Origin of the sequence: Streptomyces sp. NPDC048473 (genome assembly GCF_043200155.1) — a bacterium.
Classification (GTDB): domain Bacteria; phylum Actinomycetota; class Actinomycetes; order Streptomycetales; family Streptomycetaceae; genus Streptomyces.
Window position 1 is genome coordinate 1 of the sequence record NZ_JBICXE010000067.1, and the last position, 24396, is coordinate 24396.

Genomic DNA, 24396 nt, shown 5'->3' on the forward strand with positions numbered 1-24396 from the left:
GCCGTTGCCCCTGGTCAATCAGGCTTTCCCCGGCTCAAGACCAGCCGTCACGGACGTTACCCACCGCTTGACGAAACCCATAGGGGCACCCCCCCCCGAGCGCCGTCTCCGCCACCTGCAGACAGCGTCGGTGTCGATGGGGACCTGCGCAGTGCGTTCTCGCGTCGCCATCAGCAGGTCCTCGATCTGGTCGGCAGGGATGCCGGCCGCGACCAGCAGAAGGCCGCCGCGAGGCGGACGGCGGAGGCTAAGCCGAGGTGCACGACCAGGCGCCACGCCTGAACTGGCGGACGCGCGCCGTGACCGTACTGGGCAGTGAGGAAACCGTTGACGCGATCGTCGCGGCCGCACTTCCCGGGCCGGACGGGCCCGCACCGTCGAGGCCTGCCGGTGGCTGGCCGCTGATGCCGGGTCCGCAGGAGATCGCCTCGCAGATCTGGGATCCCGAACGCGGTTGGCCGCCGCCCGGAAGACTGTCACTCACACCCACGTCATGGCCGCCGTCATACAGACGCTGCCCTACCTGCTGAGCAAGGACCAGCCGGTAGCGTTGACCGATGAGGTCCTGGCCGTCGGCGGGCATGCCGTACGGCTCGCGGATTCCAACCGGCACACACACCGCCAGCGCTACACACACAGCAGCGTCGTTGCGGCCGAGCAGACCATCATCGAGTGCACGACGGCCGGCCTGGGCGCAGGCCTGGCGCAGCTGACGCCCCAGGCCGCCGAGCTGACGATCGCCACCGTCGAACTCGCCCAGTCCACGTCTGACCGCACCTTCCGGTTCTCCTCCCAACAGTGCGCCGTCGTGATGCGGCTGCTCACGGCCGGGCATGAGACCGACGCCGTGATCGGCGTCGCGCGTGCGGGCAAGACCACCCTGATTCCGCGGCCGCCGCTGATTCCCCAGCTCAACGAGGTTCCGACCCGCGGGTCCGGCGCGTGATCGAATTGCTTCGGGACGAGGAGGTCGTGGGTTCAAATTCCGCCACCCCCACAGCTATCTTGTCCATGCGTATGGGGTGGCGCTCGCACGCTTGGCCGAAATCTTGATCCTTTTATCGGTACGGCAGGCCAGGGCGCCGACCTTGTACGCGAATAGGCCCCGGTCGGCCGACGGGGGGCGGCCGACCGGGGCGGTCTCATCGGGTTACAGAGTGGGCCCGCCTGGACCCCGGCCACCGCCGGCCTCGGGTACGAGCGGGAGTCATCGGTTCGGCCAGGACGTGCCCGGCTGGTCCCACGAGGAGCGAACGTAAGGTGTGTAGTGGGCTCCTCGTTGTGATTGGGATTCAGCGTGCAGCGCGCGCCAGTCTTGGGGTCCATGTCCCAGCAGCAGTGCGTGATTATGTCTGTCGATTCCGTCTTCATCGGCGGGCCTCCTGCCGCCAGACACGGCCGAGCCGCACCGACGTCGGGCACGAGACTCCGGCCCTGCAGGTAGCGCACAACACGGTGTGGCCGATCCACGTGCGGTACGCGGCATCTGGCGCAGGGGCTGGTTTCGTGGGGGCGGTCACGACTTCTTGCACCGCTCGCACTCGCAGGCCGGGAACGAGGTACGGGGTTCTACAGTCTTGAGCGGGGTGACCTCGGCCTCCGGGCGAATGACGCGAGTCCGGCCGTAGCGGTCCACCTCGTATACCTTGTTCGTCATTGCCATAAGTGGCCCCCGGCCTACGTCGATTGAGGGGAATGCAGCCAGTTCGCTGTACGGCCGCGCTGTCACACCCTGATGATGTGCGTGCACGGTGAGCAGCGAATAGGTCGCCGGATGGCCACGCGTGGCCACGTAGCGGCCACGGCCGGAAGCGCGAGCGATGACACCTCAGACTGGACACATGAGCCGCAACGACGCGCTTCGGGCTGCCCGCATACGCAAGGGATGGCGGACCATCGAAGCAGCCGCGACGGCTATCACAGAGCACGGACAAGAGCTCCTTGACGACCGGCAGTTCACGGTCTCAGCCCGCACCTGGCGGCGCTGGGAAGGCGACCGCCCCGGATGGCCGGCAGAGGAGACCGCGATCGTCATTCACGACGCGCTCAGCCGCTGGCCGGAGGATCTCGGGTTCACGACCCCGCCGGGATGGATCCGGCCCGAGCACCACGAAGAGGAGCAGGTGCGCCGCCAAGCTTTCGTCTCCGTCACCGCAGCAGCGCTCGTTGCGGGGCCGGTCGCGCCGCAGCATGTCGACCCTGCTCTGATCGACTACTTTCAGCAGCAGTTGGAGGGGCACTACCGGGCTGATATGTTCCTCGGCCCGCACGACCTGATCGGCACCGTGTCCGCGCAGTACCAGCTCATTGACAAGCTCGTGAAGTCCGCAAAGGGTGAGACCCGCCGCGGTCTCCTGCGGGTGGGCGCGGCATACGCGGCGCTCGTTGGCTGGCTGTACCAGGATGCCGGGGACATGGACGGCGCCGCCTTCTGGCGCGGCGTCACCCAGGAGATCGCAATGCGGTCCCGCGACCCGCACCTCATCGGGTACTCGCTCGTCAACCAGGCCCAGGTACGCACCGATCTCGGCGACGGACACGCAGTCGTTGACCTGTGCGAAGCCGCACTCGACGACGCCGACCAGCTCGTACCGAAGGTGCGCATCATGGCCATGCAGCAACAGGCCCATGGCGCCAGCCTCACCGGTGACCGAGACCTGGTCGACCACCTCATCGACAAGGCCGACCTGCTGTTGCCCTGCGTAGACGACGATCTGCCCTGGGGCAATGCCTGCCGCCGGACCCCCGGCTACCTCGAAGTGCAGCGGGCCACCTGCTACGGGCGGCTCGGACTTGGCGCGGAGGCCGGCGCCCTGTGGTCGCAGGTTCTCGCCATTGTTCCGGAGACCGCCCGCCGCGACCGCGGGGTGTACATGGCTCGGCAGGCGACAGCTGCGGCGGCTGCGCGGGAGCCGGATCAGGCGGTGGAGATCGCCCGGACCGTGGCGACGATTGCGGTAGAGACGCGCTCGGCCAGGATGCGGCGGGAGTTGGTCACCCTGGAGCGGGCGATGCGCCCGTGGCAGGATGCCCCGGTCGGCCGGGATCTCGCGGAGATCCTGGAGCCCGTGACCGAGGGGAGCTGAGCGTGGCCAAGGAACCGGTACCGCTGACGGACGGTGCGATCGAGGAGCGGTTGCTGGAGGCACCAGGCTGGTCACGGTTGGGTGACGAGATCACCCGAACCTTCGGGATTCGGTACCACGGCGGTGTCGCGGTGATCGTGCACGTTGCCGATGTTGAGCGTTTGATCGGGCACCACGCCGACATCGACCTGCGATGGGACACCATTCGCTTCCAGATGACTACTCATGACGCCGGATTCAAGCTCACCGAGGCCGACTTCGACCTCGCGAGGCGCATCGACCAGATCGCAGCAGCGCACGGCGCCGAGCCCATCGACGGATGACTGATCCCGGACGCACGAAACCGCCCCTCGCGCCCAACCGGAACACGGGGCGTGGTGGTCCATGACCGCCGGCGGTCCGCCGGGCGGACGAACAGCGCCGGGCTTGGTGGTCTCCGTCCCCTTCCCCGAGAAGGGGACGGAGCGCCGTCCTGTCTCAACCCAGCTGGCCGGCCACGACGTAGACCGGACGGCTGCGCCAGCCAACCAGACCACAAGGCCCCGCTCAAACCTCTCGTCGGCCAGATGGATGTACAGCCTCAGACGCACGAGTCCGCCCCCTCCCGGAAGGAGAGGGCGGACCGCCGCCCGGCCCCAACCGCTGGCGGTTGACGGGTGGTACGCATGGCTGGGCGAGGGCACCAGCCAACCAGCGCGCCCGAACTGGCTCGACTTCTTGAGGGCCAGAACGGTGAGCAGGCCCTCGCCGCGCTCACCGAGGGATCCGGGCGTGCGCCTACTGTCGGCCGGATACCGAGCTCGGGGTGCTGTGAGCAGCAGCCTGGTGCACGCTGTAGGCATGAGCACCCGATAGTCGTGCACGGCCTTTCCCGCTCCGGCGGACGGAGAGTCGCCATCAAAGGGAAGGTCGTCGGGCTCGCCCATAACGACAGCGACCTCGTCGAATTCCTGAGGCGTGCCGGGCTCAGCGACGCCTGGGAACTCGTCGACGACCCGCACTGGATCGAAATGGCGCGGCGGCCTGACGCACTGGTACGAAGCGGCCTGACGAAACCGCCCCCTGCCCGGCCGCGTGAGTTCTAACGGTCGTCGCAACACCCGACCCTCGGGAACGCGATGGACTTCGAGATCCGCAAGATCCGTACAGGGCAGGGACGCAAGAAGCTGGCCCGTGAGCGGGAGGCATATTTCCAGCTCATGCGGCAGGGAGTCAGGAGTGTCGGCGGTCCGGCGGGAGACCGAAGACGGCCGGGCTCGGCTGAGCGGAGTCCGGGCTGCTCGGCGCATTGCAGCGGCACACCAGCGCATCCGGATCATCCGGCGGCTGCAAGCTGTACCCATCCGGGCACGTCTGACCATCCCGGCCGTCCGTACCGTCGCGGCCGTCTTTCTCCGCGGGACCCGCCGGACCAGCAGGCCCGGTGTCGCCCTTCGGTCCGGCCGGCCCCGGGATGGTGGAGTCGGCACCAGCCTGGCCAGTCGCACCGGACGGGCCGGGCACCGGGGTAGCAGCCGGTCCGGCCGGGCTGCGGTCGCCCTTCGCGCCGGACGGTCCCGGCGGGCCAGGTATCGCGGTACGGGCATCTCGGCTCGGGCGGGCAGGCCGTCCACGGCCTGCTCCGGGTCAGGTGCGGCAGGGGTGTCCCCGCGCGCCTTGACCTGTGACCGCAGGGTCCGCACATCCGCAACACGGGTGGTGACCGCGTTGCCGCGCCGGTCCGCCTCCACCGACAGCGGCTCTGCGCGGGCCTCCGCCCGGTTGATCTGGAGGAACGCGACCGCAATTGCGCCGCCGAGCAAGAGCAGCGCCGCCGTGATCCAGAGCACCCCCCGGCGGCGGTAAAGCAGCCGTTCGGTGCGTGTCACGGCGTACCTCCCAGCTGGGTAACCAGCAGTCGGAGACGCGCGCTCTGTGCGGAGCGCAACTCCATGCCCACCGATCACTCGGTATCCATACAGCCGACGCAGGCGTCCTCATTGAGCTGACCGAACTCTGGGCCTGCGCACCCGACTGCCGCTCACAGACCCACGCTCGGTATTGACGGAGAGAGAACCAACTTCCCGATAGGGACGCTCTAACTGATCCCTACGTTGTTCTGCGGGACGTGGTGAGCCCTTCGTATGGTTCACCCACCCAGGGGTGCCGAGTGTGGCTCTAACTGATCTGCTGTTCGTAGCTAGAAACGATTGGCCGCTCGGCGCCCCACGACGACTCGGCTGCTAATTAGGAATTGCGAATGATCGCTGAGTAGGGATCTGACAGCGAAGTCGTCCGTGGGAGGCACCCGCAGCGCACTGTACGGAGGCACCACATGGCTGCGATCTGGGCTGGCATCGACGCAAGACAGACACACCACCACTGCGTCGCGATCGACGAGAGCGGCCGTCGGCTGCTGTCGCGGCGCGTCACAAACGACGAGCCCGATCTCCTCGAACTTCTCACCGATGTCCTGGCCCTGGGCGACCAGGTGACTTGGGGAATCGACTTGGCCGACGGCGGATCCGCCCTGGCCATCGCAATCCTCCTCAACCATGACCAGCTCGTCCACTACATCTCCGGCCGAGCCATCCACCGAGTCTCCGAGAGCTACCGCGGTGAAGGCAAGACCGACGCCAAGGATGCCGCGGTCATCGCGGATCAGGTACGTATCCGGCGTGACCTGCAGCCCTTACGCGCCGGCGACGAGACCGTCACCGATCTCAAGATCCTTACCGGTAGGCGAATGGACTTGGTGGCGGACCGCACTCGCACCGTCAACCGGCTGCGGGCGCAACTGTCCGGACTCTTCCCCGGCCTCGAGCTGGCGCTGGATCTCACGAACACCGGCCCGCTCACCCTGCTGACCGGCTACCGGACCCCGGCTGCCCTGCGTCGACTCGGCACCAAGCGGCTGGCGACCTGGTTACGCAACCGCAGCATTCGCAATGCCGACCAGCTCGCGCAGACGGCCCACGAAGCCGCCGAGCGTCAGCACACCAGCCTGCCCGGCGAGAGACTGATCGCGCAGATAGTGCACACGCTGGCGAAGGAGGTGATGGCTCTCAACCTGCAGGTCTCCGAGCTCGACAAGCTCATCGAAGCCCGGTTTCGCGACCACCACCACTTCGACGTGATCACCAGCATGCCCGGACTGGGCGTCATCCTCGGTGCGGAGTTCCTCGCCGCCATCGGCGGCGACATGACCGTCTTCGGCACCTCCTACCGCCTCGCCGTCTTCGGCGGCGTCGCGTGACTCCGGCAAGGTCAGCGGAAACCTGCGGCGCCCACAGCGATACAACCGCCGCCTCCAACGCGTCTTCTACACCTCCGCCCTGTTCAGCATCCGAAGGTGCGAGGAGTCCCGCCGTTTCTACGATCGCAAACGGGCCGAGGGAAAGCGCCACACCCAAGCCGTCCTCGCTCTCGCCCGCCGTCGCGTGAACGTGCTCTGGGCTCTTCTACACGAACAACGACGCTACGAGCCGATTCCGCCGACGGCCCTCGCGGCTTGACAAACGACATTAGGAATCGTTTCAGAATGAGGTTCGGAGTCGTCTCAAGCAGATGGTGCTGCAGGCGAGTTGGAGGTCGGCGCGTATCTCGTAGCGGATGCGGAGTGAAACGTTCAGCAAGTGGAGAACGTGCTGACCTGCAATTTTCCAACTGGGTCAGCATTCGGGTCAGCCTGCTGTCCCTGTCCCTGCCCCTGCACCGCACCCGCGCCAGTCAGTACGTCTGAGGCCCCACGCTTCACCTTAAAAGTGCGGGGCCTTCGACTTCTGCCGGTACAAGTGCGGCGTGTGGAGCGGTGCTTCTTCGCTGTCCCCGCGCAGTGGGGGTCGGTCGACCGCGCTTGCTACAGCAGGCGCAGGACCTGCTCGGTCTCCTCGTCCATGGAGGAGCCCAGCTCCAGGAGGAGTTCGTCAAGTTGCCGGATCGACGTTTCGAGGGCGGATTCTTCACCGAGCAGCGACAGCGCCCGAAACTTGTGGCGCCACAGACACTCCATCTCTCGTGCGACGGTCAGGCCGCGGGTGGCTGCCCAGAGGGCGTTGCGTGCGTCTGCGCGTGCGAGGTAGCGCTCTGCGAGGTCGTCGGCCGAGTCCACGATCTCGGAGGTCATCTCCTGGGCCAGGGATTCCGCCCATGCGTACCGGCGGGAGGGGATGCCGGAGAACGGCCGCCCGTGCACGAGTTCCAGCGCCTGGCGCAGTAGCTGCTCCCCGGCCGGGCCGTCGGCCGTCCGGCTGGAGTGGACCAGCTGCTGGAACCGTGCCCAGTCGCAGTCGACTTGGGCCAGCCGGTAGAGCTTGTCGGGCTGGGTGCTCACGTGGGGCAGGTGTTTGTTGCCCTGGGCGTCGGTGCCCAGCCATCTGCGGACGTCTCCGAGGCGGGTGTTCCGCGTGTCACGGGTGACGAGTCCGCCGGGTGCGAGGATCTCGTCGAGCTGGTGGTGGTTCGCCCCGGGGTGAAGTACCAGCCAGGCCGTCATCTCCAGCGCGAGTGTCCGGCGGTTGGACTTGATGGTGCCTCGGGCGCCGAGGAGATCGACGGTCCCGAGGACCTGCACCAGCGGGCGGTCCGGGCTGCCGGCAGGGGCGGACTCGCCGGGCCGCTCGGGAAGCGGGAGGGCCGCGTCGCGAGCTGGTGTCACGTCTTCTGGGGCAGCGGGTGCGGGGATCTTTGAGCTGACCCGGGGGGCGGGGTCGGACAGTGCCGGCAGCACGGGTGTTCCGGGCGATTGCGATGCGGTGGGCAGCGGCGCCGGTCCGGGCGCGCTCTTCTCGTCGACGGGCGGGGTTGCCGGGTCTTCTGCGTTGTCGGGGTCGTCGTCCAGGTCGGCGAGTGCGGCCATCAGCCCCGGCTTGCGGACCGGTCCGGCATCGTCGCGTGCGAGAGGTGACTCCGGTTCCGGGAGGACTACGGAGGCGGAGCTATGGCTCTCTACGGACGCGGCAGTCGCGGCCGGTTCTTGTGCGGGGGCGGGTGCGTCGCCGGGTGCGTCCGCGGTGAGTGCGACATCCAGGATGTCGGCGTACTCGGCATCGGAGCACACCGACAGCGCGACGTGGACCGTGGTGCCCGGAACGGTGACGTACGGCAGATCGGTGTCCACCGACCACGCGTCGCCCGCACCTTCCGGCACGGCGGTGCTGCTCGTGAGCACGGCCACCGCTGACCGCGGCTGCTGACCCAGCACTTCCCACAGCACATCCTGCGTCCCCTCGGGAGCCGGGCAGGAATCCAGGTCCGCCACGACGACCAGCGGCCACAGGTCACCCACCTCCGCCGCAGGAACCGGCGACCCGTCGCCCCCGTCACCGAGCCCTTCCAGGGCCTGCTGCTGCTCCGCGTGATGGGCCTGCAGGGCATGTACCGCGTCGGTCAGGTCCGGGTACGGGGTGACCCGGTCGCTGTCCAGCATGGCCAGTCCGGGGGCGGTGTCCTCTCCGGCGACCGCGAGTTCGAGCTGCTCGGCGAGCGGTGAGAGCGCCAGCGTCAGCGCGAGGGTTCGCAGGACCTCATTGCGCAGGCCGCCGGTGAGGTGGAGTGCGCCGATGTGCTCCAGGTCGATGAGCACGATCGCGCCCCGGTCGTCCTCGCCGAGTGCGATCAGCCCCGGATAGGGTGGGTCGACTTCCCGGCCTTCCTGCAGGGGCAGCAGTTCGCCGGAGTCTGCCGGGCACCACCACACCGTCGTCCGTGACGGATCGGCGGTGAACGGGGCGACCGCCGGGGCAGGGGCGGCCAAGTACAGCCGGACCCCTTCGGTGCCGAGCTGTACAGCGGCCAGCGTGGGCAGCGGCCGGTTCTCTTCGGCGAGGGCTGCGGCTGCGGTGCGCAGCGCACGGTCCAGCACGGTCAGTTCCTCGCCGGCGTCCGCGCTGCGCAGCGCGATTTCTGTGAGGGCGGCCTGGCCGGAGGGCATCGGGATCCGGCGTCCGCGACGGCGGCGGCGCTGCTGCAGGATCCTTCGGGAGGCCAGGGTGCCCACGAGTCCGGCGGCCAGGACTCCGGTGGCTCCCAGGCCGACCATGCCGGCCCGCATCCCGGTCGTCGTCTGCTGGTCCTCTGCGGCGGCGGTGGCCGACGGGTTCGGTGTCGGTGTGCCGGGTGCTGTGTTCGCCGTGCCGGGTGCGGGCGTCACGGTGGGGGAGGGCGACGCCGTGCGGCTCTGGCCGGGGGAGGGAGCGGTGGCTGACGGTGCCTCGGTTTCCGGGGTCGATTGCGCCGGCGGTGGAGTGTCCGCCTCGGGCGGAGGGGTGGCCTCGTGATCGTCGTGGGCGGGGGCCTTCTCGGCAGAGCCGGAATCGGAGCCGGGGCGGGGGGCCGCGTCCATGTCTGTGTCGGTTCCGGCGGGCTGGTCGCTGCCGGGCAGCGCGAGTTCCTGGCCCGGATAGATCCGGTCGGGGTCATCGAAGACCTGCCCGTACGGCTGCGGCCGGCCCTCGTTCGCTTCATACAGCTCGGGCCATCGGTCCCCGTCACCGAGCTCTTTCTCGGCGATCTTTGACAGGTAGTCGCCCGGCCGGACGGTGTACGACGTCTGAGAGCCGGCGGCTTTGTCCGGTGTGTCGGCCGTGGTGTCTGCTGCCTTGGTGGGGGAGGCGGGAGTGGTGTTGGTTGCGGTGGGGAGGCGGGCGTCGGCGGGCAGCGTGATGATCGCGCCTTTGGGCAGGTACTGGTCGCCGGCCGCGAGTTCGGGGATATCGGGGTTGAGAGCTGCGATGTCCTTCCACCGGAGTCCGCTGCCGAGATACGTCTGGGCGAGTTCCCACGGTGACTCCGTGGCAGAGGTGACGGTGTGCCGCAGCCCGGCCCCGTCCGGGCGGGTGCTCTCGTGCTTCGCTGATACGCCTGCGGTGTCCTGCCCGGTGGTGTGTGTCGCGGTCGCGGCGACTGCGGGAGTGACTGTGGCTGCAGAGGCGGCGGTCGGGGCGAGCAGCACGATCCCACCGATCAGGAAGCTGGCGAGGGACTGCATACCGCCAAGGCCCCTGATGCGGGGAGCGGATCGGCGGCGCAACACGGCCACGAGCTCCACCAGGACGGAGAACGCGAACGCCGCCCACGCTACCCAGCCGATACAGGTCAGGACCACGAGGAACAGCGACCCGTCATCCTGCTGGGTCAGCAGGTCCAGGCCGCCGGACAGTTCGGCCGGCTGGTGGCCCACCTTGAGCAGCAGATACGGCACGCCGCCGACCAGGGCCGCCAGGAGGGCCAGGCCGAGCAGGGCCCGCAACAGGGCGCCGACGGCGCGCAGCGGGGCGGGGATGCGGTGGGCCATGGTGGGGATCAGCCTCCAGCTTGGGTCTGCAGATGGGCCTTGGCAGTGCCGGTGACGTTGATCGTTGCCATGCCGATGAACTGGGCAAAGTAGGTGGTGTAGGTGTCGTGCACGGTGACGTTGAGCGTCTGTCCGTTGTCGCTGATCCGGACGTCGCCCTGGACGTTGGCGGCGGCGAGGTAGTCCTGGGCGGCCCCGACGGCGGCGTCCGGGTCGATCGTGATGGCGGTGCCCTCGATCGCCTGCGCGGGGTCGAGCTGCTGGCCGGCGGTGCGGGCGGCCTCCTGGGCCAGTGACGTGGCCCGGTTCCCCGCGTTCAGAGCTCCGCCACCGTCCACGAGCAATCCCATTACCATCAGGATGGCGATCGTCGTCAGGGCGAAGAAGACCGACATGGAGCCGCGGTCACGGCTCTTCACAGCCGCGTATCGCGCGGCCATCCGCTTGCGGAGTCGGCGCATCATTGACGCCCCCGGTAGGTGTCGATGGGGCTGGTCCACGATGCGCGGAGCGTCTTGCTGCCGGGCAGGCCGGGCAGACCGATGTCGGACAGGTCCGCGGTGCAGGCGATCGTCGCGGTGACGTTGGCCTCGGCTCCGATATCGAGCGAGTAGCCCGCGGTGTCCACCGTCACGCTGGAGGTCCGGCACGTGATGCCCTCCCCCTCCAAACTGCGCGAGGCCGCGGCCTGCGCTTTGCTCTGGGCGCTGCCGGCGTCGCGTTCCAGGGAGGCGGCGCGGGCGGCGGCGCGGGCGGCGGAGTCCACGGCGCCGTCGGCGTCGATCACCCGGCCGAACGCCACCATCAGAAGCAGCAGCGCGATTATCACCGGGGCGAGGACCGCAGTTTCCACGGCGTAGCTGCCCCGGTCACGACGCAGGGCAGACCGCACTCGTCGGCGTTGTGTACGGGCGGTCATGGTGTGGTCCAGCGTTCGACGGGGGCGTCGGCGTACTGGGTGACGTGGAGCTCCAGACCGGGGACGAGGGTGGCGACGCTGCCGCGCACGGTGATGCGGATCTCTTCGGCGGAGCTGCCCGCCGAAGAGACGCTCGCGCCGCGGACGCTGCCCCCGAACCGGGCGAGGAACGCCTGCGCCTCGGCAACGCCGTCACTCTCGCTGGAGCCGAAAGCCCGCCCTGCCTCGACTCCGTGGCGTGCCGCAGACTGGGCGGCCTTGCGGGCATGGAAGTACAGGCCGACCTGGATGGTGGTGAAGACCAGCGCCAGCACCACCAGGGCCAGCATCGCGAATTCGACGCTGGCGAACCCGCGGCCGTCGCGCCACCGCCGGGGAAAGCGTGCAGCTAGGCGATTTCTCGTGCGGTTCACGGCCGCTCCTCCTCTTCGACCCTCGCGTCCTTGGTTCATTGGGCCGAGGCCGTGGGCGGCTTACCGGCCTGCGCCTGCTGAATACGCTGGACCACCATGTCGGTGAGAGACCGAAGCCGGTCGGACGGGATGGCCGTGCCGGCCTTCCACGTGTACTCGATCTTCGCGATGACGGCGCCCTGCCGCACGTTGATTCCCTTGCCGGTCCAGGTCGGCGCTCCGTTCGGCTGCTTGATCTCGAAGCCGTCGATCTCGTCACCAGGAGGGTTCTCGCCCACTTCGTCGACCGTGCCTTCGCCATGGAACAAGCGGGCAGCTGTCGTGCTGTTGGAGAAGGAGATGAGCCGGATCGCCAATTCCTGATCCTCAAGGTTCGTGAATGCTGCCAGCCCCACGGCGAGCGCCTCACCGCACCACTCGTCCGGCCAGCCCTCGGACTGGCAGTACGTGGCATCGAAGTTGCCCCACGCCTTGCGGGTGCGGGACTCGTCCAGATCGACCGGGATGCTGAACTGGTTCGGCAGGGCCGCTTCCAACTGCCTGGTAAGCAGCACACGGGGTGCGGGCGTGTTCGCCTTGTCTTCGCCAGGGGCGGTCGTTCCCTTCCCCGCCGGGGGCGGAGGGGTGCTCTGCGTGCCGCATCCGCTTCCCAGGAGAGCCGTCAACAGGATGACCGACGTATATGCGGCCAGACTGGCGGTACGGGAACGCGGGACTCGGATCACTGACGGTTCCTCTTCATCGACGTGATGACGGGTGGATGCGGTGCTCGGTCAGCCGCCGCTGATGATGCCGACCTTCTCGGCCACCTTCGTCTTGATGGCCAGGGCGACCCCGGCGGCCACGACGATGACGACGGCGGTGATCACGGCGACCTCGGTGGTGCCCTGGCCTTCGTCTCTGGCCGTCTTCAGCCGTCCCCAGTGGGCCTTGAGCAGCAGGGTGAGCGCTTCGATGTTCACGGTTCATTCCTCCGGATCAGCTGACGAGAATGGTGAAAGTGAGAGGGATCATGACGAAGACGAGCATGAGGACGACGCCGAACGTCACGGGCAGGACCATTGCCGCTGACGCCTCGTTGGCCTGTGCTTTTGCGTCCGACAGCATCGCGATCCGCAGCTGACGGGCCTGGGCCTGCAGGGTCGCGTAGACGGCGGCGCCATCACCTGCGAGGGCCAGGGTGTCGGCGGGGCGCGTGAGTTCGGGAATGTCGAGCTCTTCGCCGAGTTGCTTGAGGGCGTCCCACACGGTGACGCCGGCGAGGTCGGCCTGGTGGAAGACCTGCCGCATCCTGACGAAGATCCAGCCGTCGCCGGCTTCCGCGGTCTCGGTCAGGGACTGGGCGGCGCCCGAGTTCGCGATCCGCGCCAGCGCGACGCGCTCCAGGTAGGAGGCCGCGGCGTGCCGGACGACGAGGCGGGCGGCTGCGGCGTTCCGGGCAACTTCCCGGCCGGGCAGGAACCAGAACAGCGCGGCCAGGGCCAGCGAGACGAGGGCGGGAAGCGTGAACGGGAACGCAGCCCCGGCGAGTGCGAGGAGCGCTTGCATCAGCTGCGGGAGCAGTAGTCCGTACAGAGAGAACAGCACGCGTTTGCCCAGGTGCTCCGCCGGGCTGATCCTCAGCAGGTTCAGGTCCTTGAGCGGCAAGGGGATCCGGCCGCCGAGTTCGCCGAGCAGCCGGCTCCCTACGCGTTCACTCAGCGAACCGGTGACGGCAGGCGCTGCGGACGGCAGCGCTGCTTGGGTCTTGCTGACGTCGAGCCGGTCCAGCGCGGAGGCGAGGTCTGGCTTGGCCGGCCAGGCGGCCCGTACGGCGAGGCCGATCAGGGCGCCGGCGGCGGCTGCGGGCAGGACGGCCTGCAGGGGGATCACCGGACACCTCCACTGGCGTGGACATCGGCGGACAGTCCGCTCGGTGCTGCGGCACCGGACGCGGCTGGCAAGTCAGTGGTGGGCAGCGGAGCCAGGAGGCGGGGGTCGGGCTTTGTGCGGGCGATGCGGCGCAGCCACGACAGCGTCCAGGCGAACATGGCGCCGAGCACGGCCAGCACGAGTTGCCCGGCCGGTGACTGGTACCAGCCCGACCAGCCCTCATTGAGCATGCAGCCGACGACGACGATCGAGATGACCACCGAGACCATGCGCGAGGACTTGCGGACCTTCGCGCGGTCGGCCTCGATGTCGCGGGCGTCGGCGGCCTGCTGGTGGATCGTGACCGCAAGCGCCTCCAGTGCATCGGAGAGACCGGGCCCCTTGTAGACGGCGTGGCTCTGGAAGAGCAGTACGACGTGGTCGGAGACGCCGTCGGCGAGCTCGTCCGCGAAGTGGGCGAACGCGGTGTGTGCCTCCATGCCGGAGCGCAGCCGCTCGGACAGGGCCTGTACGTTCGCTGCGATCGGAGCCGGGGCGTTCTTCGCCGACGCGCGGATGGTCTGCGGCAGGCTGATTCCGGCGGTGTGAACGCCAGCGAGGTGGTTGAGCCACTGGCCCAGGGCTTCGAGGCGTTCGATGCGGTGCACGGCCGCGGTGCCCGGGTTCAGGATGAACGGGAACCCCAGGACTGCGGCTCCGGCGAGGAGTCCGTGGACGGGCCATCCCGTCCATGCCCACACCACCAGGGTGACGATGGCGGCCGTGAGGACCAGGTGCCGCCAGCGGTTTTGCCACCTCTCCGGCAGGTCGGACCGGGCGCGCTGGAGGCGTTCGGCCAGGCGGGAGGTGGGCTTGACCGGGTCGGGTACTCGTCCGCGGAACTCACGGACGGCGGCGACGACGGCCAGCACGGCGAGAACGGCGCAGCAGGCCGCCATCAGGGCCAGTTGGGATGTGGTCATGCCGGCCCCCAGGGGAGCGTCGCGCCGGTGAGCCGGGTGCCCTGCTCGGCCAGCTGCGTCAGGTCGGAGTACGTCATCGTGCACTCACTGTCTGCAGGGCGGGTCCCCACCAGCTGTGCGGGTTGTCGGTCAGCCACTGCCGGGCGAACTTCCCGGTGCGCTCGAGTTCGCCGATGAAGGTCGGCATGTTCTTGTAGACCGCCCGGACTTCGGTGCCGTGCGGGGCGAACAGCTCGCTGGTCGTGGGGCGGCCGCCCTCGCCGACGACGTCGTGGATCTCGTAGATGTGCGAGACGTACCGGTGCTTTTTGCCGCCGATTGCTGTCTCGTCCAGGTAGGTGAGGTAGACGACGACGTCGATGGAGGAGGCGATGAGGTGGTGGGCGGCTTCGGTCGCCATGCCGGCCTCGGTGCACAGCTGGACGAGGCGGCTGATGATGGCGTGCGGCCGGCGGACGTGGAGGGTGCACATGGATCCGGAGCCGCCGGCGGACATCGCCTGCAGCATCGGCACGATTTCCGTGGATCGGACCTCACCGACGATGACCCGGGTCGCGTTGTACCGCAGGGCCGTGGCGAACATGTCGCTGATGGTCACTTCTCCGGCCAGCTTGTCGCCGTGGCGTTCCCCGTTGGACTGCCGGGCCTCGAAGGCGTAGGTGATGGGGCCGGGCTTGGGGCCCTCCTCGTCCAGGTAGAGCTCCCGGTCGGATTCCAGCGTGACCAGCCGCTCGGCGGCCGGGATCTCCCGGCCCAGCGCACGCAGCAGCGACGTCTTCCCCGCGCCCATGTCGCCGACGACCAGAATGTTCATCTTGGCGTGGACGCAGGCGGTGAGGAACGCCTCCAGCAGGGGGTTGATGGAGCCCCACTGGACCAGCTCGGCGATGCCGTGCTGACGGATGCGGTGCTTCCGGATGACGACCGACGGCCGCGTGGTGAGCAGCGAGGCGGTCACACGGGAGCCGTCGGGCATGCGGAAGCCGACCATGGGGGTGGCCTGCGTCAGGGCCCGCTCACCGTGACCGGACAACCTCGCCATCCGGTTGACCCACGTGATCAGCTCTTCATGACTGTCGGCGACCTTCTCGATCGTGCGGCGCGGCCGGTCGTGGTACTCGACATGGGCGCGCAGCCCGTCGACCATGACGTCCTCGACACCCTCCTCGTCGAGCAGGGACTGCAGCCTGCCGCCGCGGTACATGGAATCGAAGACCGCGGTGCCGATCACGCTTTCCTGCTCGGCGGTCAGCGGGGTGTTGCCGTGGGCGTGCTTGGTCGACCAGTCCGCGACCGCAGTGGTGACCAACGCCCGTGCGAGGGCCCGGCGGTCGGGTTCCTCCAGGTGCTTGTCAGGATCCTGCTCACTGAGCGCCTTCGACACCTCGCTCTGGAGAGCCTCGATCACCTCCCAGCTCACCGGGAGCTCGCCCGGCAGTCCGGCCAGACGAGGCACAGCGGCCGGACTCACTACCGGGGGAGCGGCAGGTGCCTGCGGTGACTGGGCGGGCGCGGGCGTCCGGCGCTGACCGAGATGCCCGGACAGCAGCGAAGCGAGCTCCTGGCGGCCCATCGGCTCCGGATGCCCATTGGTACCGGGCCGCTGGTGGGTATCAGCCACGGTTCCCTCCACGCTGCTCGGCCAGGCGCTGCAGCACACCCGCCAGCTGCGGGTTGGCGGCCCGGGCCGGGTACTCCTGCTGGATCCGGCGGCGCGAGGTGGCTGCCTCGATCTGCTCGGTCGCGGTGCGCGCGTGACGGAGCAACGGACTGCGGGCATATCCGCGCGGCGGCTGCCCCCCGGCGGTGAGGTACTGAGCGGTGCCGGTGTCCCAGGGCAGGGCCCCCAGGACAGGCACCTTCAAGGCGTCGCTGACCTGGTGGGCCCGGTAGGCGCCGCCCTCGATGAGCAGCAGGCCCAGGGCGTCGGCGCCCGAGCCCCGTTCCTGCAGCTCGGTGCGCAGCGGGTCGATCACGTGCCGGGCCAGGGTGAGGGACTGCTCGGTGCCGCGGACTACGAGCAGGACCAGGTCGGCTTGATGGAGCAGCGGAGCCGGAGTCAGCGTGGCGTGAAGGTGCCCGGACTCCAGCGCCAGGCGCCCCGCGTCGATGAACACGTCGTATCCGGCCTGGGCTGCCAGGACGTGCAGGACATCCGACAGGGCCGGCCACGTCCGGCCGAGTGCCGCCGCCTGGGCGGGATCGGTCAGGCCGGGCAACAGTTTGCGGTGACCGGCCTCGTCCAGCGGCCACAGGTGATTGACGAACGCGTTCGACAGTGCGTCGGGCCCGGTGCGCTGGGCTGCGGCGAGGTGGTAGAGGCCGAATCCCGCTGTGACGTTTCCGTTCAGGAGTCCGGCACGGATGGTGCCGCCGGCCGGGTCGCATTCGGCGAGCAGCGAGGGACGCTTCGAGGCCAGGGTCAGGGCGAGCGCGGAGGCGGTGACGCCGCAGGACTTGGCGGAGACAAGTACGGTCACGGGCATGGTCAGTTGCTCCGCGGTTCGCGGACCAGAGCGATCCGCCCGGTCGAGGCCCGGGTCGCCAGCAGCGGCCCGTCCGTGGGGGAGACGGCGAGGTTGACCACGATCGTGCCCGAGGCGTCCGGGCGGGACACGGAGACCACGACACCGTTGATCGATGACGGCGGCGCCTCGGCTCCCTTGGCGTCGGACTGCTCACCCTGGGCCGGGGTGGTGACGGCGAGCACCTTGTCACCGGGAGCCAGAGCGCCGGCCGGGGCCTGGCCCCGCTTGACCTGCACACCCACCTGCTGCTTGTCGTCGCCCAGCCCGGTGCCCACGGACAGCTGGGAGGCCGTCAGCAATCCGCCCTGGCGCAGATCCACGGCAGGACGCTTCCCGACCATGCTGCCCCGGTCCGAGGCGGGGACCGGAGTCAGATGCGCATCGGCCGACACCTCCGCCACGGTGAGATCGTCATCCGTCAGCGCCTGCCCGGCCGGGACATCCCGGGCAACGGCAAGAACCCGGGTGCGGTCGCTGGCCGACGTGACCGCTGCCGCCGCGCCGAGCCCGGCAACAGCCGCCAGGACGATGCAGAGCGCGGCCACCGACCAGCGGCGCTCCCGCTTGACCGGTGCCGTCGTGGTGATGGGGATGTCAGGGCGGGCCGGGGCGGCGGCGCGGGGCGCCGGCGGCACGGCGACGGGGGACTCCATGCGGTGTTGCCTCTCAGAAATTCTGCAGAGAAGAGAACGGTGTTAGTTGAGGACCTGGACCTCGGCGACCGTGATGTCTACGGCACTGTCGCGGATCTCGGTGAGCTGGCCGGTCTCCCCGCCGCCGGTCCAGTCGATCGTCCAGGTCGACGTCGCGGTGACGTGGTACTTCCCGGACTCCTGGACGGAGGAGGGCTGGGTGTAGCGGTGGCCGCAGTCCGGAGACGGCTTCTTGCCGTACTCCGCCCTGTACGGCGTGCCCGCGGTCGTGCAGGTGACCGTCGCGCCGTCGCCCATCGTCCACACGATCTTGCTGACCTTCGCGGTAGCCGTGACGGTCACAGCTCCAGCCGTGGCGGAGGCCGTGTTCGGCCCGTACGTCTCGGCGCCCTTGCCCGTCCACATGTAGACCGGCATGCCGACGACGCCCTTGCCGCCGGGCTTCGGAGTGATGCCGATCCGAGGGCCCTTCAGCAGCATTTTGTCCACGGCCTGCTGGGCCACGACGGCAGGATCAACCTGGGCCGCGGGAGGATCGGCGGCCCAGACCGTTAGGGTAATAGCGGCATCGGTCTTCCCGGGGGCACAAGTCTTCTCGTAGACCGCACCGTCGCCCGGTTCGTGCCCTTCCCAGTCCATGCTTCCGGCCGGCGGCTGTGGGTCGGCCAGTTTGTATGTGCAGGGCATGCCACTGGCGGGACCGTTCTTATGGCTCCCTGCCTGGTCCCCTCCGGGACGGCCACCAGGCTTGGTGCCGCCGGGCTTGCCGGAGCCAGGCTTGCCCGGCACCGTAACTCCGGCACACGTCCACTTCCCGCATCGTCCTACGTCTATGTCCGGCTTGGGGTCGGCAGCGTGGGCCTGGCTGGGTGTGATCAGTGCCAACGCAGTTAAAGCTACCGACCAGGACAGGGCGCGCCGACCGCTCAGCATGCCTTGTCCTGCGGCTCGTCCCGGATGACCTTCCAGCCCTCAGGCCAGCGTTCCACCGTGGAGACGACGACGAATCGGGTCAGCCGACTCGTCGGCAGGGTTGCGGGCTTCTTGGTTTTGGCGTTGATGACCTGCCAGCGGTCGATGTCCAGGCAGCTGGAGATGGTCACGTTGGGGATCTTGCGGTCGATATCGTGATTAGTGACCGTCGGGTTCCGCACGGAGACCTCACCGACATGGATCATGTTTCGGGCGTGAGTGCTCTTCGCGTCCGCCTCGGCTGACGCCAACGCCGAAGACGCGGCGTACTGCTTCAGGTCGGTGTTCTTTCCGCTGATGTCCGCGTAGAGGCGTTCCATTGCCTGCCAGTACTTCTTGTACGTGGCGATGGCCTCGTTCTTAGCTGTCTCGGTAGCGTCTGCCGGCTTGCTCGGCGTTTGCTTCACCGAAGCGGACGGCGAAGGGGCTTCTTTCGGGTCATCTGCTTTACCGGAACTGCACCCGGTTGCGGTCGTGAGCGTGCAGGCGACGGCGAGCAGGGTTGCCGAACACACACGATTTCGTTTGCGAACGTCTGAGTGCCCCGATCGCACTGACTGCGCCACTGTGCCTCCCCTTGCATATGCCACGGTGCCCCGACCTGCGGCGCGCGCTGCGAGTGGCAGCATGCGCGCGACGTGGTCCGGAAGCCGACCGTGCGGTCTGGTCCCATATAGTACGCAAATTCCGGCCAACAGCCCAGCCTGTTCTTCCAGTTCAGGTCTATGGCATGCGCCGTAAATCGGCACAATCCCGCGTGGCGGGATCCCAATGCCAGGGATTCCGCATCTGGCACGCGAAGCGGAACGAAAGTTGAACGCAGAACGGCGTGAATGCGGGAGCCAGTTTTGTCGACTCGTCGGCATTGGTGAGGCATTCCGGTTCACTTGCTCACTCCCGGCTCGGCATGCGGTGCCAGCAATACGTCGGTGGGCTCGGCATCACCCAGTACCGGCGTGACGATCGGTGCGAAGGGCCCGTGTCTGTCGAGGAGTTCGGCGGTGGTGATACCGGCGCGCAGCTGACTCCCCTGCGCGATGCGGGGGTTGGCGGAGGCCAGTGCCCGCAGGTCCTCGGTGCGGCGCTGAAGAACCCGTTCAGATGCTCCTGAGAGGACGATCAGGAGGCGAGGGAATGCGGGATACCGCTCGCGCCACGCCTCGCGCGTACTCGCCTGCTGGCGGCGTCCCGACAGCTGCGGCGTGTAGGAGGCGTAGCGGGCGTACGTGCCGAGTTTCCGGCCCAGCCGGGCCACCTGCATCGTGGCCCGGTCGATTTCGAGGAAGAACGTCAGGAGCTGGCGTCGCCCGTCTCTGGTTGTGCGGGTGTAGCGCAGCACTGCGTCCGGGACGAGGAACGCGTCGTCGCCGAGCCGGTTGTCGCCGTCGCGGACGCGGTGGGCGAGTTCGGGTTCCCAGTCCAGTGGGCCGCACTCATCGCCGAGGCGTCCGGCCCACTCGGCGAACGTGATACCGGTGTCGACGACGGCGAGGGTGTGCTCCTGGAGCTGGGAGGCGGCTGCCCTGGGGCTGATGCGGTACGAGCGGGCGGTCACCTCGTCGCTGGCCTCCACGATCTCGCAGCCCAGCGGGGTGATGTACCAGAGCTGTTCGCAGCGTCCCATCCGGCCGGTGCGCCGGTCGGTGGACTCCGCGAGACCCATCGCACGCAGGTAGCCGAGCTGGCGCAGCAGATACACCGGGCGCCTCGTGTGCGGAGTCAGGAGCCGGTGGAGCTGGCCGGTGGCAATGAGCCGGTGCTGGTACAGGATCGGCAGCAGCTGCTGCCCGAAGCGGGACAGACCGGCAGTACGAGCCTCGGTAGCGGTGAGGGACATCAGGCGACCTCGCTTCGTCCGGCGGTCTTGGCCGGCCCGGCAGGGGTACGGCCGGTGAGATGGGTGAGCAGCATGTCGTCCAGGCCCGGGAGGTGGTCGTCGTCGCCGTCGAGTACGCGGAGGATCTCGCCGACCGGGCGGCGCCTCAGGTTGTGGTCGATCGCGTCGACCAGGGCGGGCAGGAGGTCGGGGCGGTGGTAGTCGGCCAGCACCTGATGAACCGCGACGCCCCGCACCCGGAACGGGGTGGTGCGCTCACCGTGCAGCATTGTCGACATCACGTACTGGTACTTCGCGAGCTGCTCCAGCACTGTGGACGCGACCCCGGCCAGACGCTTGGTGACAAAGGCTGCTTCACTGCTGTCCGCACTCGTCGCGGACAGCAGGGACTGGTTCTGCATCAGGGCCTGCCGTGTCTCCTCGGACAGCCGCATCACCATCTGCGTGAGCCCCATCAGCCGCAGCTCGTACTTGCGCAGCTGCTCCAGGATCGCGGCCACGTATCCGCGTGAGGCGCCGTCGATCGCGGTCAGCTCGTCCGCGAACGCGAACATCGTCTCCAGGTCCTCGGGAGGCACACCCTCGCGCGACAGCCCGGCCAGGAACAGATCGAACAGCAGCAGGCTCGTGATGATCTGGTCACCGCCGCCGGTGCCCGAGCAGCGCAGCAGCACCACCTTGTTCTGATCCATCGCCTCCCTGACGTTATAGCTGGATTGGGGCTGCCCGAGGAACGCCCGCAGGGAATCGGACGTCTCCAGCTGCTCCAGCATCTGCGTCACGACCGGTACCGCATTCCCCTCGTACTTCGGGAACGTCTCGCGCCAGAACCGGGACAGCCGCCGCGGCAGCTGTTCCAGCACCTGCATCCGCCACAGCTCATCCGTCAGCAGCCGCGTGATCGAGAACAGGGTGGGCTGCAGGTCGGGCTGGCCCCGTTCGCACATCAGCAGCGCCAGATGGGCCAGGACCTGCACCGCGTGGGACAGGATGGCCCGGGCCCGCGGCGCCTTATCGCCCCATCCCTGAGCCGAGGCCAGGCCGCCGACGACGGCGCCCACCACGTCCTGGATCTGTGTGGCGTCCCGGCCCTCCATCGACAACGGGTTCCACGACGCGATCCGCGCCGCCGGGTCCTTCACGCTCAGATCGATCAGCTGTACCCGGTCGGTGACCGCAGGGTGCGTCAGGTACGGCAACGCGCGCTGTACGGCCGCACCGTGCGGATCCAGGAACCACACCCCGAACCCCGCATACGCCAGCGTCAGCGCCTGCAGGAGGGCGAGCTCCGACTTCCCGAACCCGGACCGGCCGAAGCTTGCGCCGAACAGCACATCCTTCTGCGGGACAGCCGCCAGCCGCGCCCGCCCGTCCGCACCGGTCACCATCCCCAGCGGCACCACACCCTGCTGCCCGGTCCACTCCGGCAGCCGCGACGGCGCCGCCGGCACCACACCCCCGGTCCGCACCACGTTCGACGGCATGCAGCGCACCGACGGCGGCTTGAGCAGCGCGGCGATCTCCCGCGACGTGACCCACTGACGACGCGAAGGCGCGAACTCACCCGACGCAAAGCGCCTCTCGAAACCCCGACGGCGCCACCACACGCCGCTGTACGGACGCCACGCACCCACACGCGGCCCCACAGGACGCCACCAGTTCTCCCCCGACCACGCATCCATCACCGCCATCACCTGATGCAGCAACCCCTGCGCCCGAGCCGGATGAGCAGCAACCGTCCGCACCATCACCTGCACCGCGAAAACCTGAGCATCCACACCCGGCAGGAACTTCCCCACCCCCTCCGCCAGATCAGACGACCGGGAAACCCGCCCCGCCCTCCGGCCCTGACGGCCACGCGAACCACCACCGTCCAGGCCCGCGAACACCTGAGACCACAGCGACCCACCCGCCCCCGCCCGCTCCCCACCGCCCAGCTGCTCACCGAACGCCGACGGGCCCCGCTGCTGCGCACGCCGCACCAGCCGACGCCGCCACCGAGCAACCCGCCGCCCGGCCACCGGCACCAGGTCCACCACGAGCTCAACGAGCTCACCGCGCTCACCGTCCGCGTGAGCGCATGCGGCGGCCATCAGCTGCAGAGGGTCCGGATCCAGTCCGGCGGCCGTCAGCTGACGGTGATCAGGCCGGGCCAGAACCAACTCCGCCCGTGCCACATACAACCGGCCGCCCCCGCCGCCTTCTTCGCCTGCATCCGTACGGTCGTCCACGCTGGCGCTCTCGCCGCGCAGAGCCTTCTCCAGCCGAACTGTCACGCGTCCTCATCTCCATCGTGATCTTCCGTGTCGAGCGGGGCCACACCGTCGAAACGGATCCGGGGCACCTCGTCCTGACTGACCCCGGGATCCACGACGTCCACATCGGGAAAGGACCGCAGCCTCAGCAGCGCTGCCGCCCGTGCGGGGCCCTCCAGCCGGTAGGACAGCCGGCCGTCGTCACTGGAAAGCCGGATCCGCACCCCAACGGCCCGCCGCGGCGCCCACCCCACGACCGCCGGAACCCTCGCGAGGCGCGCAGCGTGCCGCTCGACCTCCTCCAGCGACGGGTCGAAGTCCGCAGCCGGGACCAGGGCAACCACAGACCGATCCCGCAACATGGTCCGAGCCCGCCGCAGCCACCACCGCCGTGCCCACACCCCGACGCACGCAGCAGCAGCAGCCCCGACCACTACCCACCACCGGGCGCCCCACAGAGCCCCCAGCAACCAGCCCGGATCAAGCCGGCCGACAGATGCGAGCCACCCCATCAGAGCCGCCACCCACGACGCCGGATCCGGGGATCTATCCCGCACACCAGGTCAGCCAGCGCCAGCCACACCCAGCGCGCACACACCGGACCCGACACCGCCGCAAGGACCGGCACCAACGGCCAGCCGCGCCGCTCCTCGACCGCCTCCGCAGCCGGGTCTCCCAGTCCCCAGGGAAGGTTGTGCAGGTCCCCGCCCCACCACCACCCGCGCACGAACCCGACCATGAACACCACCGCGACCAGCCACCCGCACAGGCTGACCAGCGTCTCGACATCCGCATCCAGTCGACTGCGCCCTGCTTCATTCCGGAACTCAGTGGTGTGCCGTGCCATACGCACCTCCCGCACGGGACGGCCCATTGCCGTCTCTTACCTGCGCAAGGAGCCCACCGGCCCGAAACGTGACAGGCGAATGGGAAGAGATCTGGTCGGTCTTGTCTGCGCGCATGCGCTGCGGGCTGAGCAGTAATCAGGCTCCTGATTACCGGAGCAGATTGTCGGGATGAGCACGATGCGTCGATGTCTCGGCACAGGTCCCGCCCCCGTGACGTCCTTGAGTACAGCTCTCTGGGTCCTGTGGCTCAACCTGCCCTCGGGCGGCGATGCGGGTGCCGGCCGCGAAGACGGCGACGTCCTCGGCGGAACTGGGTTCGCTCCCGGCCGTCAACGCCGATACGTATAGAACCGTGAGCCCGCCCGGGCCCGGACACCCAACTCGCCCATCCCCGGGAGTAATCCGTACGATCAGCCGCTATGAGCACCGCACGTCGGCCGCTGGGCCGCGGCCCGCAGCCCCAGGCCCCCGTCGTTTCCCAGCCCACGGGCCCCGTCCGACGCGTCAGCGCGGCCGAGGCAGACGTCGAGGCGGCCACGCTGTACCGGCCAGGCGGACTGGAGCACCTCGCCCGGCTCCGTGAGAGCGGCGTGCTCGGCTCCCCGGATCAGTCTGTCTGACCTACCCCGCTGGGTTACTCGCGGAGATTTTCGACCGGCAGTGAGGCGCTCAGCGGCGTCCGCTGAGGTTCCCCCGGCGTGCGGGGGGTGCTGATCAGCTGGTCAGGGCGGGTTGACGGGGTTTCAGGTTCGTTCGTTCGGCCGTTGCCTGGTCGGCG

The 24396-nt window shown here is 69.0% G+C and carries 23 protein-coding genes and 1 pseudogene; 6 read left to right on the plus strand and 18 right to left on the minus strand.

Annotation, left to right across the window (positions count from 1 at the left end):
• The first annotated feature begins 493 nt into the window (after positions 1 to 493).
• On the plus strand, positions 494 to 946 hold the full coding sequence (locus ACGFU7_RS43385) for a hypothetical protein (RefSeq protein WP_393703869.1): 453 nt from the start codon (positions 494 to 496) through the stop codon (positions 944 to 946).
• A gap of 570 nt (positions 947 to 1516) precedes the next feature.
• Here ACGFU7_RS43385 and ACGFU7_RS43390 read toward each other — a convergent pair.
• Positions 1517 to 1657, minus strand: coding sequence for a hypothetical protein (locus ACGFU7_RS43390; RefSeq protein ID WP_393703870.1), 141 nt, complete (start codon positions 1655 to 1657; stop codon positions 1517 to 1519).
• Positions 1658 to 1841: 184 nt separating this feature from the next.
• On the opposite strand from ACGFU7_RS43390, the gene ACGFU7_RS43395 reads away from it, so the two are divergent.
• The 4 genes and pseudogenes from ACGFU7_RS43395 (at position 1842) to ACGFU7_RS43410 (ending at position 6580) form a co-directional block, all read left to right on the plus strand.
• Entirely contained in the window at positions 1842 to 3086 is a 1245-nt protein-coding gene (locus tag ACGFU7_RS43395) for a Twin-arginine translocation pathway signal (protein WP_393703872.1), read from the plus strand.
• Positions 3087 to 3088: 2 nt separating this feature from the next.
• Positions 3089 to 3409, plus strand: coding sequence for a 4a-hydroxytetrahydrobiopterin dehydratase (locus ACGFU7_RS43400; protein ID WP_393703874.1), 321 nt, complete (start codon positions 3089 to 3091; stop codon positions 3407 to 3409).
• 534 nt (positions 3410 to 3943) lie between these two features.
• Positions 3944 to 4171, plus strand: a complete 228-nt coding sequence (locus ACGFU7_RS43405) for a hypothetical protein (protein ID WP_393703875.1) — start codon at positions 3944 to 3946, stop codon at positions 4169 to 4171.
• A gap of 1229 nt (positions 4172 to 5400) precedes the next feature.
• A pseudogene (locus tag ACGFU7_RS43410) lies at positions 5401 to 6580 on the plus strand (IS110 family transposase).
• A 344-nt stretch (positions 6581 to 6924) separates the two neighbouring features.
• Here the strand turns inward: ACGFU7_RS43410 and ACGFU7_RS43415 are convergent.
• From ACGFU7_RS43415 to ACGFU7_RS43495, 17 genes are all read right to left on the minus strand, one after another.
• Complete coding sequence (locus ACGFU7_RS43415; protein ID WP_393703877.1) at positions 6925 to 10359, minus strand: LysM peptidoglycan-binding domain-containing protein; 3435 nt, start codon at positions 10357 to 10359, stop codon at positions 6925 to 6927.
• Positions 10360 to 10367: 8 nt separating this feature from the next.
• On the minus strand, positions 10368 to 10823 hold the full coding sequence (locus tag ACGFU7_RS43420; protein ID WP_393703879.1) for a TadE/TadG family type IV pilus assembly protein: 456 nt from the start codon (positions 10821 to 10823) through the stop codon (positions 10368 to 10370).
• Entirely contained in the window at positions 10820 to 11278 is a 459-nt protein-coding gene (locus ACGFU7_RS43425; RefSeq protein ID WP_393703880.1) for a TadE family protein, read from the minus strand. Before ACGFU7_RS43425 ends, ACGFU7_RS43420 begins: the two co-directional genes overlap by 4 nt.
• A complete protein-coding gene (locus ACGFU7_RS43430) occupies positions 11275 to 11691 on the minus strand; it encodes a TadE/TadG family type IV pilus assembly protein (RefSeq protein WP_393703881.1) in 417 nt (138 codons plus the stop codon). The genes ACGFU7_RS43425 and ACGFU7_RS43430 overlap by 4 nt, the downstream gene beginning before the upstream one ends.
• Before the next feature lie 35 nt (positions 11692 to 11726).
• Complete coding sequence (locus ACGFU7_RS43435) at positions 11727 to 12245, minus strand: hypothetical protein (protein WP_393703883.1); 519 nt, start codon at positions 12243 to 12245, stop codon at positions 11727 to 11729.
• A gap of 219 nt (positions 12246 to 12464) precedes the next feature.
• Positions 12465 to 12653 carry a hypothetical protein gene (locus ACGFU7_RS43440; RefSeq protein WP_267010000.1) on the minus strand — a complete coding sequence of 63 codons (189 nt, stop codon included), beginning with the start codon at positions 12651 to 12653 and terminating at the stop codon, positions 12465 to 12467.
• 16 nt (positions 12654 to 12669) lie between these two features.
• Entirely contained in the window at positions 12670 to 13563 is an 894-nt protein-coding gene (locus tag ACGFU7_RS43445; RefSeq protein WP_393703884.1) for a type II secretion system F family protein, read from the minus strand.
• On the minus strand, positions 13560 to 14525 hold the full coding sequence (locus tag ACGFU7_RS43450) for a type II secretion system F family protein (RefSeq protein ID WP_393703886.1): 966 nt from the start codon (positions 14523 to 14525) through the stop codon (positions 13560 to 13562). Before ACGFU7_RS43450 ends, ACGFU7_RS43445 begins: the two co-directional genes overlap by 4 nt.
• A 73-nt stretch (positions 14526 to 14598) precedes the next feature.
• Complete coding sequence (locus tag ACGFU7_RS43455) at positions 14599 to 16146, minus strand: CpaF family protein (protein ID WP_393703888.1); 1548 nt, start codon at positions 16144 to 16146, stop codon at positions 14599 to 14601.
• Complete coding sequence (locus ACGFU7_RS43460) at positions 16139 to 17011, minus strand: MinD/ParA family protein (RefSeq protein ID WP_393703890.1); 873 nt, start codon at positions 17009 to 17011, stop codon at positions 16139 to 16141. Before ACGFU7_RS43460 ends, ACGFU7_RS43455 begins: the two co-directional genes overlap by 8 nt.
• Before the next feature lie 2 nt (positions 17012 to 17013).
• The gene (locus ACGFU7_RS43465) at positions 17014 to 17706 is read right to left on the minus strand and encodes an SAF domain-containing protein (RefSeq protein ID WP_393703892.1); all 693 of its coding nucleotides are present in this window, start codon (positions 17704 to 17706) and stop codon (positions 17014 to 17016) included.
• A gap of 42 nt (positions 17707 to 17748) precedes the next feature.
• Positions 17749 to 18210: an ATP/GTP-binding protein gene (locus ACGFU7_RS43470; RefSeq protein WP_393703893.1), complete on the minus strand. Its 462-nt coding sequence runs from the start codon at positions 18208 to 18210 to the stop codon at positions 17749 to 17751.
• Positions 18211 to 18632: 422 nt separating this feature from the next.
• Complete coding sequence (locus ACGFU7_RS43475; protein ID WP_393703895.1) at positions 18633 to 19193, minus strand: hypothetical protein; 561 nt, start codon at positions 19191 to 19193, stop codon at positions 18633 to 18635.
• Positions 19194 to 19561: 368 nt separating this feature from the next.
• The gene (locus tag ACGFU7_RS43480) at positions 19562 to 20515 is read right to left on the minus strand and encodes a replication-relaxation family protein (RefSeq protein ID WP_393703897.1); all 954 of its coding nucleotides are present in this window, start codon (positions 20513 to 20515) and stop codon (positions 19562 to 19564) included.
• Positions 20515 to 22791, minus strand: coding sequence for a hypothetical protein (locus ACGFU7_RS43485; RefSeq protein WP_393703899.1), 2277 nt, complete (start codon positions 22789 to 22791; stop codon positions 20515 to 20517). The genes ACGFU7_RS43480 and ACGFU7_RS43485 overlap by 1 nt, the downstream gene beginning before the upstream one ends.
• Positions 22788 to 23114 carry a hypothetical protein gene (locus ACGFU7_RS43490; RefSeq protein ID WP_393703900.1) on the minus strand — a complete coding sequence of 109 codons (327 nt, stop codon included), beginning with the start codon at positions 23112 to 23114 and terminating at the stop codon, positions 22788 to 22790. Before ACGFU7_RS43490 ends, ACGFU7_RS43485 begins: the two co-directional genes overlap by 4 nt.
• 167 nt (positions 23115 to 23281) lie before the next feature.
• Positions 23282 to 23617 (minus strand): hypothetical protein, encoded by a 336-nt coding sequence (locus ACGFU7_RS43495; protein WP_393703902.1) that lies wholly within the window; start codon positions 23615 to 23617, stop codon positions 23282 to 23284.
• Positions 23618 to 24037: 420 nt separating this feature from the next.
• Between ACGFU7_RS43495 and ACGFU7_RS43500 the strand changes: the two genes are divergently transcribed.
• Complete coding sequence (locus tag ACGFU7_RS43500; RefSeq protein ID WP_393703904.1) at positions 24038 to 24238, plus strand: hypothetical protein; 201 nt, start codon at positions 24038 to 24040, stop codon at positions 24236 to 24238.
• Positions 24239 to 24396 lie beyond the last annotated feature (158 nt).